The sequence below is a fragment of the Bradyrhizobium sp. Rc3b genome (assembly GCF_900114915.1).
Classification (GTDB): domain Bacteria; phylum Pseudomonadota; class Alphaproteobacteria; order Rhizobiales; family Xanthobacteraceae; genus Bradyrhizobium.
Map to the genome: position 1 here is coordinate 442,568 of NZ_FOUS01000002.1, position 13,459 is coordinate 456,026.

General features: G+C 63.9%; 10 protein-coding genes. 6 read left to right on the forward strand and 4 right to left on the reverse strand.

Annotated features, from left to right (window positions below):
* Window positions 1-2: 2 nt before the first annotated feature.
* From BM190_RS05595 to BM190_RS05610, 3 genes are all read right to left on the reverse strand, one after another.
* Window positions 3-2,078, reverse strand: coding sequence for a TRAP transporter permease (locus BM190_RS05595; protein ID WP_092252619.1), 2,076 nt, complete (start codon window positions 2,076-2,078; stop codon window positions 3-5).
* Between the two features lie 241 nt (window positions 2,079-2,319).
* Window positions 2,320-3,486: a TAXI family TRAP transporter solute-binding subunit gene (locus BM190_RS05605; protein ID WP_092252621.1), complete on the reverse strand. Its 1,167-nt coding sequence runs from the start codon at window positions 3,484-3,486 to the stop codon at window positions 2,320-2,322.
* Window positions 3,487-3,654: 168 nt separating this feature from the next.
* On the reverse strand, window positions 3,655-3,876 hold the full coding sequence (locus BM190_RS05610) for an acyl-CoA carboxylase biotin carboxyl carrier protein subunit (protein WP_091954359.1): 222 nt from the start codon (window positions 3,874-3,876) through the stop codon (window positions 3,655-3,657).
* 94 nt (window positions 3,877-3,970) lie between these two features.
* On the opposite strand from BM190_RS05610, the gene BM190_RS05615 reads away from it, so the two are divergent.
* From BM190_RS05615 to BM190_RS05625, 3 genes are all read left to right on the forward strand, one after another.
* Window positions 3,971-4,945 (forward strand): IclR family transcriptional regulator, encoded by a 975-nt coding sequence (locus tag BM190_RS05615; protein WP_092252623.1) that lies wholly within the window; start codon window positions 3,971-3,973, stop codon window positions 4,943-4,945.
* Window positions 4,875-6,434 carry an acyl-CoA carboxylase subunit beta gene (locus BM190_RS05620; RefSeq protein ID WP_092252625.1) on the forward strand — a complete coding sequence of 520 codons (1,560 nt, stop codon included), beginning with the start codon at window positions 4,875-4,877 and terminating at the stop codon, window positions 6,432-6,434. The genes BM190_RS05615 and BM190_RS05620 overlap by 71 nt, the downstream gene beginning before the upstream one ends.
* 107 nt (window positions 6,435-6,541) lie before the next feature.
* Window positions 6,542-8,239 (forward strand): GMC family oxidoreductase, encoded by a 1,698-nt coding sequence (locus tag BM190_RS05625; RefSeq protein ID WP_092252627.1) that lies wholly within the window; start codon window positions 6,542-6,544, stop codon window positions 8,237-8,239.
* Window positions 8,240-9,237: 998 nt separating this feature from the next.
* Here the strand turns inward: BM190_RS05625 and BM190_RS05635 are convergent.
* Window positions 9,238-10,713 (reverse strand): FAD-binding oxidoreductase, encoded by a 1,476-nt coding sequence (locus tag BM190_RS05635; protein WP_092252629.1) that lies wholly within the window; start codon window positions 10,711-10,713, stop codon window positions 9,238-9,240.
* 191 nt (window positions 10,714-10,904) lie between these two features.
* On the opposite strand from BM190_RS05635, the gene acuR reads away from it, so the two are divergent.
* Genes acuR through acdA form a run of 3 tightly spaced genes read left to right on the forward strand, consistent with a single transcriptional unit; the run spans window position 10,905 to window position 13,442 of the window.
* Window positions 10,905-11,591 carry an acrylate utilization transcriptional regulator AcuR gene (gene acuR / locus BM190_RS05640; protein WP_092252632.1) on the forward strand — a complete coding sequence of 229 codons (687 nt, stop codon included), beginning with the start codon at window positions 10,905-10,907 and terminating at the stop codon, window positions 11,589-11,591.
* 4 nt (window positions 11,592-11,595) lie between these two features.
* On the forward strand, window positions 11,596-12,171 hold the full coding sequence (locus BM190_RS05645) for a peroxidase-related enzyme (RefSeq protein ID WP_092252634.1): 576 nt from the start codon (window positions 11,596-11,598) through the stop codon (window positions 12,169-12,171).
* Between the two features lie 56 nt (window positions 12,172-12,227).
* Window positions 12,228-13,442: a 3-sulfinopropanoyl-CoA desulfinase gene (acdA, locus tag BM190_RS05650; protein ID WP_092252636.1), complete on the forward strand. Its 1,215-nt coding sequence runs from the start codon at window positions 12,228-12,230 to the stop codon at window positions 13,440-13,442.
* Window positions 13,443-13,459 lie beyond the last annotated feature (17 nt).

Sequence of the window (13,459 nt, forward strand, 5' to 3'; positions counted from 1 at the left end):
AATCAGGGCTCGCGCAACCCGTTCGGAACCACGGTCTGCCGCCGGACCAGCAGCAGGGCGAGCAAAGCCGTGGGCACAAGGATGGCAAGGCCCAGTAGCGCCACCTGCATCTGCGACAGCGGCATGATCCCGCCGCCCGGTGTCGCCACCACGAAGCCGCCGATCACCAGAAGCACGCGGATCGGCCATTCCAGCGCGCCGGCGCGGCGGAGGTCACCGACGAAGGGCTGATAGCCCTGGATGCCGCCGCAGATGAAGAGCGTGCCGAACGCCGCAAGTCCCATCAGGCCGAGACCGGCGAGATACGGGCTCGGCCCTTGCAGCACCAGCGCCGGATTGAGCACGAAGAAGAACGGGATGAAATAGATGATGCTGCCGACCCACATCGACTCCCAGCCCGTCTTCATCGCCGGCGAGCCGGCAATGCCTGCGGCCGCGAAGGACGCGATCGCGACCGGCGGGGTGATCGAGGACAGCATGCCCCAATAGAAGATGAACATATGCACGGCCATCTTGTTCAGCCCGAGCTTCTCCAGCGCTGGCGCGACCAGGATGGCGAGGAAGATGTAGCAGGCCGTCGTCGTCAGCCCGAGGCCGAGGATCAGGCTGGTGAGCGCACACATGCCGAGCAGCAGGAAGGGATTGTCTCCGGCAATATGCAGGAGGTCGTTGGCGAGGCTCGACACCACGCCGGTCATCGAGAACGCGCCGATCAGGAGACCGCAGCCGGCGAGGATGCCGACCAGCTCGACGAAGGTGCGGCCGTTGACCTCGAGGAATTTGCCGATCGTCGCAAAGGTCCAGCGCGTGTCCTTGGAGAAGAACTGGTTGAGCACGAGCAGCAGCGCGGTCGCGTAGAACGGCGCATGGCTTTCGCGCTTGAAGTAGAGCAGCATCACGATCAAGAGCGCGATCACGAAGACGTAATACCAGCCGTCCTTGATCGTATCCATGATGCGCGGCAGCTCGGCGCGTGGGATGCCTTTCAGCTTGTGGCGGGCAGCATAGGCGTCGACCTGCATGAACAGGCCGATGTAGTAGAGCACAGCCGGAATGATCGCGGCGAGGGCGACGTCGGCGTAGCTTACATTGAGGAACTGCGCGATCACGAACGCGGTCGCGCCCATCACCGGCGGCGCCAGCACCGCACCTGTCGAGGCGCAGGCTTCGATCGCGCCGGCATAGGAGGCGCGGAAGCCGCTCTTCTTCATCACGGGGATGGTCATGGTGCCGGCGGTCAGCACGTTGGAGATGATCGAGCCCGACATCATGCCGAGCAAGCCGCTGGCGAAGATGCAGACCTTGGCCGCGCCGCCGCGGAAGGTGCCGCACAGCGCGAAGGCAAGGTTTATGAAGAATTTTCCGGCGCCGGTCATCATCAGCGCGGTGCCGAACACGAGGAAGCCGATCACGGTGTCGGCGAAGGCCTGGATCGGAATACCGAGCAGGCTCTCGCCCGACAGCACGTGATAGGCGGTCGCCTGCTCCAGCGTCGATTGCGTGCCGCGGAACGGGCCGAGCCAGCTGGATTCGGCGAACAGCGGATAGACGGTGAAGGGAAGCACGCTCAACAGCAGGCTCCAGCCGCCGGTGCGGCGCAGTGCCTCCATCAGCATCGCCCACATCACGAGGCCCGCCGCGATCACGTTGTTCGGCGCGCCGCCGAACTCCCAGCCGGCCTCCGCCGCCTTGCGCACGTTCGACATCAGCAGCAGCGCTGCGGCGAAAGTCGCGACGAACAAGACGAGGTCGTACCAGGGGATCCGGTCGAGCGGGGCGCGCTCGGTGCCGGGAAAGATCAGGAAGGTGAAGGGAAGCATCAACGCGATCAGGAGATAGAAATACTCCGTGTTGAGCTGGGTGTAGCCGATGAAGAAGCGCAGCGAGAACTGCTGGTTGATGCAGAGCAGGATCGTTGCCGCGGTCGCTGCGACCAGCGTCCAGCGCCAGACGCCGCGCAAGGTGCGCACGCGCGTGACTTCGGCCTCCTGCATGTTGCCGGCCGCGCCATGGGGATCGTCGAACACGATCCGCTTGGTCTCGTCTTGCGGGGCAGTGGAGGTGGAAACAGAAGACATCGTCGACCCCGCGCGTGGGCTGGTAACTAACTAAGCGAATGGCCGTTGGTTGAATCGATCAAGCCGCGGGCTCCTCAACCTTTCCCGCTTGCGGGAGAGGTCGGCGCGTAGCGCCGGGTGAGGGCTGTCTCCTCTGGGGGAATCCCACTGCGGAGATGCCCTCTCCCCCAACCCTCTCCCGCAAGCGGGAAAGGGAGCGCACTTCTCGCGCGGCGGCCATCAAGCCCAACAACATCGCGCTTCAATCCTCGAACCCGTTCGGCATGTCGGCTTTCGCAAGTGCTGTTGCGCGAGCCTTCATCCAGCCGTCGAGGAACGCCTTGTCGTCCGACGGCGGGTTGGACTTGCCGTAATCGGCCCACGCGGCTGCCAGCACCTCCTGCCGCTTGATCAGCTTGTTGTTGTGCACCTCCTGCGCGTCGCTCCACTGTCCGACTTCCTTCAACGCCTTCACCGAGCCAGGATGCACCGGCACCACCCAGTTCTTGGTCTGGCGGTCGGCCGCGAGCCCGCCGGCACCGGGCGCCGAATCCTTGTAAGCGTCGTAGTTCGTGATCATCGCCTTGGTGATCGCATAGACCTGGTCGGCCGGCTGCGAGGCATAGGCGACGAAGATCGGGTAGGGGTAGTTGCCGAGCTCGACCGGCTTGTCCGGCGAGATGCCGGCCCCGCAGGTCGCCACTTGTGGGAAGAAGAACGATCCGACCTTCTGCATTCGCGCCCAGCCTTCCTTGTCCTTGGCAGGCAGCGGCGGCCAGATCAGGCCGCGCGGCGAGGTCTCGGCTTCCTTGGCGGGGCCGGTGATGGTGGTGCCGAATGCGGCATCGACGTCGTTGTTGATCAGCCCTTTCCACATCGCGCCGTAGCTTGCGAATTCGACGGCCTTGATGTCTTTTTGCGTCAGCCCGGCGAAGGCGAGCACGGCGAGCGAGTTCTGGTTCAGCGCGGGTGAGCCGACCACGAAGCCGACACGCTTGCCCTTGAGGTCCTTCAGCTCCTTCACGCCGGTGTCGGCGGCGACGCCGAGCGATCCGCAATTGCAGTCGACGCTCGAAAGCAGGATCTGAAGCAGCTGCGGACCCCATTCCTTCGCGCCGAACTCGAACATGCCTTCCTGCGCGAAGTAGGTGCCGGATCCCATCGCCGAGGATGCCGCGCGCTTGGCGCGCAGCGGCGCGAGACGGGCAACGTCGTTGCCTGCGGGCAGCACGCGCACGTCGGTGCCGTATTTGTCCTTCATCATCTTGCCGACGCCGACCGCGATGTTGAAGCCGGCGGTTCCGGTGTCATAGGCGGTAAACGTCAAAGTCGCCGGCAGCTTGATGTCTTCGGCGAACGAATAGCGTGTAGACGCAAAAGAGATGCCCGCCACCAAGGCAGGCGCGAGCACGAGCAGCCCACGAAGCATGTTTCCCTCCAATGATCTTTCGCGTTTGCCGCGAAGATTTTCGTTCTTTGTTTGAAACAGAGTTTTGTTTGCGATGGATCATGTCACCCGCGTCAGGCGATGGCAACGCCGTACCGCGCATGCGGGAACACAACTGACAGATTGCCGCGGAAGCGACGGATAACGCTGTCAGCACGCGACAATCGCGACCGCCTGTCCCTCCGCAACGACGTCGTCGAGCTTGACGAGAAGCGATGTGATCGTGCCGCTTGCAGGCGAGAGCACCGGTATTTCCATCTTCATGGCTTCGACGATTACAATTTCATCGCCATCCGCAATGGTTCCTCCAACTTGCACGGGAGTTGCGCAGACGCGCCCGGCGACCTCCGTGACGATCTTAATTTCTGGCATGCCATCCCTTTTTGTTGTCGTCGCAAAATGCCTGAGGTAGCGTCGTCTGCAAGTGGAATTTAATTCCGCAGAGCGGAACAACGGTAGGGAACACATGGGACGACGATCGGAGCGGTTGAGTAGGCAAGGCGTGCTCGCTGGCGATGCCGGTGAGGGTGATGTCATCCAGGTGGTCTCGCGCGCGTTCGACGTGTTGCGATGCTTCGAGGGCCACGAGGCAAGGCTCGGCAATCTCGAGATTTCAAATCGCTGCGGCTTGCCGCGCTCGACGGTGTCGCGGCTCACGCATACGCTGACGCGGATGGGCCAGCTCGTCTATCTGCCGCGCGATCAGAAATATCGCATCGGCCCGAGCGCGGTTGCGATGAGCGCTTCGATGATGAAGGGCGCGCAGCTGCGCAGCATGATCCGCCAGCGGCTCCAGGAAGTCGCCGAGCAGCTGCCGGGCACGGTGGGGTTCGTCGTGCCCGACCGCTTTCATCTGGTCTATCTCCAGTTCGCACGCTCGCCCTCTGCGCTGGGCCTGCATGAGGGCACCGGCAGTCGCATCTCGATGGCCTCGACCGCCGCGGGCGCGGCCTACACCGCAGCGCTCGCGCCGGAGATCGGCGATGCCTTCATCGCGGACTTCGAACGGGAGGCGCCCGAGGCCGCGAAGATCCTGAAGCCCCGCATCGAGGCCAACCGGCAGATGTTGCGAGAGCGCGGCTATGTCGTGGCCTGCGGCTTGTGGAGTCCGCACATCAACGGCCTCGCGGTGCCGATCTGGTCGCCGCAGTACCAGACCTTCGTGGTCATCACGATCGGCCTGCTCTCGGCGATGTATGACGAGCAGCGTCTGCATGACGAAGTCGCGCCGCTGATGCTTACGCTCGGTCGCTCGCTCGGCAGCCTGATGGAAGGCTCCGAGGGCGACGCCTTCGCCAACCGTATCCCGCGTAAACCGGTCGCAATGGCCGTGCATAACAATAACAAGCCGATCCATTCGGAGGGAGTGAATGAACTGGAAGCCGGAACTCGACGAGCTCGCCCGGCGCGAAGCCTTCGCGCGGGAGATGGGCGGCGTTGACAAGGTCAAGCGACAGCATGACCAGGGCCGGCTGACTGTTCGGGAGCGTATCGACAAGCTGATCGACAAAGGCAGCTTTCACGAGATCGGTGCCGTCTCCGGCATCGGAGAGTACGATTCCAGCGGCGATTTGAAAAAGCTCACGCCGGCGAATTGCGTGTTCGGCCGTGCGCGCGTCGACGGCCGCACCGTGGTCGTGGTTGGCGATGATTTCACGGTGCGCGGCGGTTCGGCTGATGCGTCGATCTCGGCAAAGCCGTTGATGGCGGAGGAGATGGCGCACGATTTCCGTCTGCCCATCGTCCGCATCATCGAAGGCTCCGGCGGCGGCGGCTCGGTCAAGACCATCGAGACCAAGGGCGCGGCGAATCTGCCTGGAGGCATCGGCGGCACGCGCTGGTATCGGTTCACGACGGAGAATTTGTCGCGCGTGCCGGTGGTCGCACTCGGCCTCGGCTCGGTCGCAGGCCTTGGCGCCGCCCGCCTTGCCGCCAGCCACTATTCCATCATGACCCGGAAGTCCGCGATGTTCGTCGCGGGGCCGCCGGTGGTGAAGGCGCTGGGGCAGGACCTCTCGAAGGAGGAGCTCGGCGGCGCCGACATCCAGACCCGCGCCGGCGCGGTCGATCATGCCGTCGACACGGAAGAAGAGGCCTTTGCCTGCGCGCGGCGTTTCCTGTCTTATCTGCCGTCGTCGGTCTACGAGCTGCCGCCGACCTTGCCCTGCACCGACAATCCGGAGCGGAGCGAAGAGGCGCTGATTAATGCGGTGCCGCGCAACCGCAAGCAGGTCTACAAGATGCGCCCCATTATCGAGTCCGTCGTGGACAAGGGCTCGTTCTTCGAGATCGGCAAGAATTTCGGCAAGCCTGTCATCGTCGGCCTTGCGCGGCTGGAGGGCAGGGCGGTGCTGCTGCTTGCCAGCGACAGCTTTCACTATGGCGGCTCCTGGACCGCGGATGCCTGCCAGAAGGTGGTGCGCTGGGTCGACTTCGCCGAGACCTTCCATCTGCCGGTCGTCTATCTCATGGATTGCCCGGGCTTCATGATCGGTCTCGATGCCGAGAAGGCGGCCACGATCCGCCACGGCGTTCGCGCCATGGCTGCGGTGAACCAGACCACCGTGCCCTGGTGTACCGTGATCCTGCGCAACGCGTTTGGTGTTGCAGGTGTCGTGCATCAGCCGGCCGACCGCTTCTCGATCCGCTACGCTTGGCCGTCGGCCTATTGGGGCTCGCTGCCGCTCGAAGGCGGCATCGAGGCCGCCTATCGCGCCGACATCCACGCGGCCGAGGACAAGGCGGAGAAGCTCAAGGAGATCGAGGTGCGCCTCAACAAGCTGCGCTCTCCGTTCCGCTCGGCCGAAAAGTTCTGGGTCGAGGAGATCATCGATCCCCGGAAGACGAGGTCGCTGCTGTGCGAGTTCGCGCGCCTCGCCGAGCCGCTGCGAAAGCCGGGGCCGCCGGAGAACTTTTCGATCAGGCCTTGATATTGGCCATCGCTGCCGCGCGACAATCTTGTCGCGGCTGCGATGGCGTGACCTCAAAACAATTACGCGCTACGTTCCCCGAACAAGAACAAGAGGACGCGCCAATCGTGTATGACTTCATTATCGTGGGCGGCGGCTCGGCGGGGTCCGTGCTGGCCCACCGGCTCTCCGCGAAGAGTGCCAACAAGGTCCTGCTGTGCGAAGCCGGCCAGGACACGCCGCCCGGTAACGAGCCGGCCGAGATCAGGGACAGCTATCCGGGCACGGCCTATTTCGATCCGCGCTTCCACTGGACCGAGCTCAAGGTCACGACGCAGGTCGTCAGCCACAACAACCCACACGTGGGCCGGCCTCCCTTGCGCAAATACGAGCAGGCGCGCGTGCTCGGTGGCGGCTCGTCGATCAACGGCCAGATGGCCAACCGCGGCGCCCCCACCGATTACGACGAATGGGACGCGCGCGGCGCCGAAGGGTGGACCTGGAACGACGTGCTGCCCTTCTTTAAGAAAGTCGAGCGCGACCTCGATTTCGACGGACCGTACCATGGCAAGGATGGCCGGATCCCGGTCCGCCGCATCCCCAGGGAGCACTGGACGCGGCATTCGCAGGCCTTCGCCGATGCTTTCCAGCAGGCCGGCCACCGATTCCTGCCGGACCAGAACGGCGAGTTCGTCGACGGCTTCTTCCCGGTGACGCATTCGAACCAGGCCGAACAACGCGTCTCCGCCGCGATGGGCTATCTCGATCGCGACACCCGCCAGCGCGCCAATCTCACCATCTCCACCAACACGCAAGTGCGCGAGCTGCTGTTCGAGGGCACGCGCTGCGTCGGCGTCAAAGCGATGGTTGACGGACGCGAGCAGGAATTCCGCGGACGCGAGATCATTCTGTCCAGCGGCGCCATCCATTCGCCGGCGCATCTGTTGCGCGCCGGCATCGGGCCGGTCGGCCACCTCAAGGATCTCGGCATTCCTGTGCTGATGGGACTGCCGGGCGTCGGCCAGCGCCTGATGGATCATCCCTCGATCTCGCTGTCGTCCTTTGTCCGCCGCGGCGCGCGCATGAACGAGCACACCAGGCGCCACATGCAGCTGGGCCTGCGCTATTCCTCCGATCTCGCAGGCGTGCCGAAGGGCGACATGTTCGTCGTCCTGCTCTCCAAGTCGGCCTGGCATGCGGTCGGCGAGCAGATCGGCTCGCTGCTGACCTTCGTCAACAAGACCTATTCGGAGACCGGACAGGTCAAGCTCGCCTCGCGCGATCCGTCGGCAGAGCCGGTCGTCGAGTTCAATCTGTTGTCCGACCGGCGCGATCTCGATCGCCTGATGAGCGGCTTCCGCAAGATGGCGGCGGTGCAGATGAGCGACGTGGTCAAGGCGGTGACGGACAAGCCGTTCCCGGCCGCCTATACGGACAAGGTCCGCAAGATCGGCGTGGTCAACACCAAGAACAGGATCTTGACCAAGATCGCCGCGACGCTGATGGACGGGCCGGCGGCGCTGCGCCACTACATGATCGACAATTTCGTGGTCGAAGGTTTCACCTTCGATCAGGTGATGAACGACGACGAGGCGCTGGAGGCCTTCGTGCGCAAGGCGACGATCGGCGTGTGGCACGCCTCCTGCTCATGCCGCATGGGCCGCGCCGACGATCCGATGGCGGTGGTCGACAATCAGGGCCGCGTCAAGGGCATCCAGGGCCTGCGCGTCGTCGACGCCTCGATCTTTCCGGTGGTGCCATGCGCCAACACCAATTTTCCCGTGTTGATGTCGGCGGAGAAGATCGCGGCTGCGATGATGCAGTGAATAGCGGCGTCGTGCCGATCAGGGGCAGCGCAGTGACGGGGAGAGCTTGCTGCAGAAGCCTCGACCATTGCGAACTGGACTTGGTTGCATGCAGTGCGTTGAACGCGCGGAGCGCTCATTCGTTCTCTGCGAGTTAATCATTTCGCTCGCTATTTGTAGGCTATGATGATTGCAGACAGCGTCGCGCAGATGCAGCCATTTTCAGCCGCTCTTTAGGCCCATTTCAGCCAAACTGTTATTGGTTTCTCGTTGCCTGGGGCAGGACCACTCTATTTTGGAGTCCTGCAATGTACAGGCTAGTAATTTCTGCGTACCTCTTCGTTGTCTTGAGCTCTATCCCTTCGGAAGCGCGACCTTATCGCATTCATCATGCTTCCGAATGCAATGTCACCATGCCCTGCGACTTCTCGTATTCGCAGATGCAGCGCGAGCGGACTTCCAGGTCCTCACTAACTTCCAGATACTCACTAGCTTCCAGATCCTCACTGAATTCCACGCCGTCACTGCAAGCGTACCGCTCGACGCAGCTGACAGTGACTGACGCAGGGGGCGCCGCCACGCCGGCGACCGTCTCCGGTGTTTCCGGGGCTCGCGTTGTCGGCGGTCGTCCGGCAGGCTGCCCTTCGTCCTTCTGCGGCTGCGGCGCGGCTCTGCGCGTGTTCGGTCGTATCGTGCCGGAATTGAATCTTGCGGCCAATTGGCTGCGCTTTCCGCGGACATCACCCGCGCCGGGAATGGTTGCTGCGCGCCGAGGACACGTTTTCGTTCTGGAGCAGCACCTCGGAGGCGATGTCTGGATGGCCTATGACGCCAACTCGGGCGGACACGCTACGCGAATCCACGCACGTTCATTGCGAGGGTACGCGATCGTGAATCCGCGCGGCGGTTCGGCGGCTTGAGGGCCGCGGACACCACTCTCGACAAGATCGCGGACGGGTCGCAACATCGTTGCGACCTGCCCACGCTCGACCAATCGTTGACGCGGGGCGCAGCGTCGGTCACAGCCGCAGCACCTTGCCGGGATTCATGATGTTCTGCGGATCGAGCGCGCGCTTGATGGTCCGCATGATGTCGAGCTCGGTCTTCGAGCGGTAATGGCTGAGCTCGTCGAGCTTGTCGATGCCGATGCCATGTTCCGCCGAGATCGAGCCGCCCATCGAGGTGACGAGATCGTTCACGGCCCGAGTGATGGCGCCCTTGTATTGGGTCAGCGTCTGCTGATCCATGCCGGTCGGCCCCATGAACGAAAAATGCAGATTGCCATCGCCGATGTGCCCCAAAGGATAGGGCCGGATGGTCGGGAGAATGTCGAGCACCGCCGTGGTGCCCTTGGCGATGAACTCCGGAATCCCTGAGATCGCCACCGACACATCGAAGCTGAGCCCCGGACCTTCGGCCCGGGAGGCCTCGGCGACACTTTCGCGGATGCGCCACATGTTGCGCGATTGACTGACCGTGTGAGCGATCACCGCATCGAGCACGCGGCCGGCCTCGAGTTGATCGGCGAGAAACTGCTCCATTTTCTCGGACATGCCCTCAGTGCCGTCCTGGCGCGCCCGCGAGGACGACCATTCCAGCAGCAGGTACCACGGCGTGTCGGCCTTGAGAGGATCCTGGGTGCCGGGAATATGGCGCAGCACCATGTCGATCGCGCTGCGGCTCATCAGCTCGCAAGAGCCGACATTGTCTCCGGATGCCGCGTGCGCTTCCGACAGGATCTCCAGGGCCGCGCGTGGATCGCGGATCGCGAGCCATGATGTAGAGACGTCCTTCGGCGCCGGCCACAGCTTGAGCACGGCCTTGGTGATGATGCCCAGCGTGCCTTCAGCGCCCATGAAGAGGTGCTTGAGGTCATAACCGGTGTTGTCCTTCTTGAGCGCGCGCAATCCGTCCCAGACCTCGCCGTTTGCCAGGACGACTTCGAGCCCCAGCACGAGATTGCGGGCATTGCCGTAGCGCAGCACCTGCACGCCGCCAGCGTTGGTCGACAGATTGCCGCCGATCATGCACGAGCCCTGGGCGCCGAGGCTGAGCGGCAGGAACCTGTCGTGCCGGCTTGCCGTCTCCTGAAGCGTCTGCAGCACGCAGCCGGCCTCGACCGTCATCGCGTAGCCGACGGGATCGACGTTCAGCACGCGGTTCATGCGGCCGAGCGACAACACGATGCCGGTGTGTGCAGGCCAGGGCGTCGCCCCACCCATCAGGCCGGTGTTGCCGCCCTGCGGCACGATGGCGACGCCGTGCTCATGGCAAAGCCGGACCACTTTCGAAACTTCCGCGGTGCTGCCAGGACGGACGACGGCGCCGGCACCGCCAACCAGCAATCCCCGCCAATCCGTCACGAACGGTTGCTTGCCGTGCTCATCCTCGATGAGGCCCTTGTCACCCACGATCGCGCGCAACGCATCGCGCATCTCGACAGTCAAGGGAGTGGTTGGAATAGCGGGTTCGGACGACGGGAAGGCAGCCGGCATTTTCGTTTCCCCTGGCGCATCTTGGTGTGCACTGCGCACGTGACGTGCCTGGGTATTGTCCACGTTTGGCGCAGGGAGTCTAACGGCAAGATGTCTCGAACTGCAGCCGGTGACGAAGGCGCTCCGCGAGAGATCTGAGCCTTGGGAGGAAGAGGGTTGATTTGACAAGACGATCGGTCTAATAAACCTTCATGAACAGAGCAGCCTCGGTATCAGAGCCGCGCCGACGGGGCCGTCCTCCCAAGGACCAGTCGCAACCGAATGCGCCGCGCGCGCGTCTGTTGCGCACGGGCGTTGCGATTCTGACCGAAAAGGGATTCAGCGCCGTCGGCGTCGAGGAGATCCTGGACTCCGCCGACGTGCCGAAGGGTTCGTTCTATCACTACTTCGGCAGCAAGGAGGCTTTCGGCCTCGAACTGATCGATGCTTACGCCGCCTATTTCGCCCGCAAGCTGGATCGATGGTTCGACGATGCAGCGCGGGCTCCGCTGGACCGCCTGCGCGATTTCATCGCGGACGCGCGGTCGGGCATGGCGCGCTACGGCTATCGACGCGGCTGTCTCGTCGGCAATCTCGGGCAGGAGATGGGGGCGCTGCCGGAGCCGTTTCGAAAGCGCCTCGCTGCCGTTCTCAGGGATTGGGAAGCCCGGACCGCCCGCTGCCTCCACGCGGCGCAGCAGGCGGGCCACATTCCGAAAGACGCCGATTGCGACAGCCTCGCGCATTTCTTCTGGATCGGCTGGGAGGGCGCGGTGCTGCGGGCGAAGCTGGAAAGACGCCCCGACGCACTCGACGTCTTCGCGCGAGGATTTATCGCGATGATCCAGGCCAAGGAACGCGTGATCGTACCAACTTCCATCGACGAGTACCGAGGATAACGCCATGACCCAGGCACTTGCAGTCAGCCGCTTCCCTGTCCCTGATCTGGCCGACATGCCAGACGACATCCGCGCCCGCATCGTGGCGGTCCAGGAGAAGTCCGGCTTCATTCCGAACGTCTTTCTCGTGCTGGCGCACCGGCCGGACGAGTTTCGCGCGTTCTTTGCCTATCACGACGCGCTGATGGACAAGCCCGGCAACCTCAGCAAGGCCGAGCGGGAAATGATCGTGGTTGCGACCAGCAACCTAAATCAATGCCAGTATTGCGTTATCGCGCATGGCGCGATCCTGCGCATCCGCGCCAAGGATCCGCTGATTGCCGATCAGGTCGCGGTCAATTACCGCAAGGCGGATATCACCGACCGGCAGAAGGCGATGCTCGACTTCGCCGTGCGCGTTTCGACCGAGGCCTACAAGGTTTCCGAATCCGATTTCGCCACGCTGAAATCGCACGGGTTCACGGAAGACGACATCTGGGACATTGCCGCGATCTCGGCCTTCTTCGGTCTCTCCAACCGGCTTGCCAACGTCACCAGCATGCGTCCGAACCCGGAATTCTATAACATGGGACGCGGCTGATCGGGCTGACTGACCTGTTCGGCAAGCACGCTCGTCCGCGGACATGGAGAACGGACATGGAGCTCTCAACCCAGCAGCTGGCGCTGAAGGAGAGGGCTGCTGCGCTCTCCAACGAGACGATCCGCAAACGTGCCGCCGACATCGACCGGTCGCGTGAATATCCATGGGACGTCGTCGAGGCGCTGAAGGTCGAGCGCTTCATGGGAATGACCATTCCGGTCGAATATGGCGGCCAGGGTCGGAGCTTCCTCGACACGGTGCTGGTCATCGAGGAGATCGCCCGGTCCTGCACCGTGTCTGCGCGCATCGTGGTCGAGGCCAACATGGGCGCCATCTCGACCGTGATGGCCTACGGGACCGACGCGCAGAAAAAGCGCGCGGCCGATCTCGTCCTGGATGGCGACAAGCCGGCCATCTGCATCACGGAGCCGGATGCGGGGAGCGACGCGAGCGGAATGACGACGCGAGCCGACAAGCGCGGCAACCGCTATGTGCTCAACGGCAGGAAGCATTGGATCACCGGCGCCGGGGTGTCTCGTCTCCATTTGATCTTTGCGCGCGTGTTCGACGAGAGCGGAGAGGAGCTGGGCGTCGGCGGCTTCCTGGCGGTGCGCGGCGAGGCGGAAGGGCTCCGCGTCAGCAAGCGCGAGACGACGATGGGGCTGTGCGGCATGCCCGAGGGCGAGCTCGTGTTCGAGGACCTCGAGATCACGCCGGACATGGTGCTGCTGCCGCCGTCGGGCTTCAGGCGCGGCTTCGCCGACCTCATCAATGCCTACAACAGCCAGCGTGTCGGCGCCGGCACGGTCGCCATGGGGATTGCGGCCGGCGCACTGGAGCACGCCATCGCATGGGCCAAGACGCGCGAGCAGTTCGGCCGGCCGATCGGCGAGTTTCAAGGTCTGCACTGGATGCTCGCCGATATGCAGACGCAGCTGACCGCATCGCGCCTGATGCTGCACGCGGCGGCGGCTTCACGGGGGCCGGGCGGCAGCGCATTCCCCGATCCCATGCTTGCCGCTCAGGCGAAGATCTTCGCCTCGGAAGCCGCCATCAAGATCGTCAACGACGCGCTGCAGGTGTTCGGCGCCCGCGGCTATTCGCGCGACTTTCCGCTCGAACGGATGGCGCGCGATGTCCGCATGTTCACGATCGGCGGCGGCACGGCCCAGGTGCTGCGCACCTTGGTTGCCAGCAAGGTCCTGGGCTGGAAGCTGCCGCAGACGCGCGATGGCTACGTCGTGTCAAGGGACCTTGCGGCAAAGGACTAGGGCGCTATCGTACGCGA

Coding starts and splice junctions, on each gene's coding strand:
- BM190_RS05635 (WP_092252629.1), bottom strand. CDS start 10,713: ATGCCGGCTGCCTTCCCGTCGTCCGAACCCGCTATTCCAACCACTCCC.
- BM190_RS05620 (WP_092252625.1), top strand. CDS start 4,875: ATGAACTGGAAGCCGGAACTCGACGAGCTCGCCCGGCGCGAAGCCTTC.
- BM190_RS05615 (WP_092252623.1), top strand. CDS start 3,971: ATGGGACGACGATCGGAGCGGTTGAGTAGGCAAGGCGTGCTCGCTGGC.
- BM190_RS05645 (WP_092252634.1), top strand. CDS start 11,596: ATGACCCAGGCACTTGCAGTCAGCCGCTTCCCTGTCCCTGATCTGGCC.
- acdA (WP_092252636.1), top strand. CDS start 12,228: ATGGAGCTCTCAACCCAGCAGCTGGCGCTGAAGGAGAGGGCTGCTGCG.
- acuR (WP_092252632.1), top strand. CDS start 10,905: ATGAACAGAGCAGCCTCGGTATCAGAGCCGCGCCGACGGGGCCGTCCT.
- BM190_RS05595 (WP_092252619.1), bottom strand. CDS start 2,078: ATGTCTTCTGTTTCCACCTCCACTGCCCCGCAAGACGAGACCAAGCGG.
- BM190_RS05605 (WP_092252621.1), bottom strand. CDS start 3,486: ATGCTTCGTGGGCTGCTCGTGCTCGCGCCTGCCTTGGTGGCGGGCATC.
- BM190_RS05610 (WP_091954359.1), bottom strand. CDS start 3,876: ATGCCAGAAATTAAGATCGTCACGGAGGTCGCCGGGCGCGTCTGCGCA.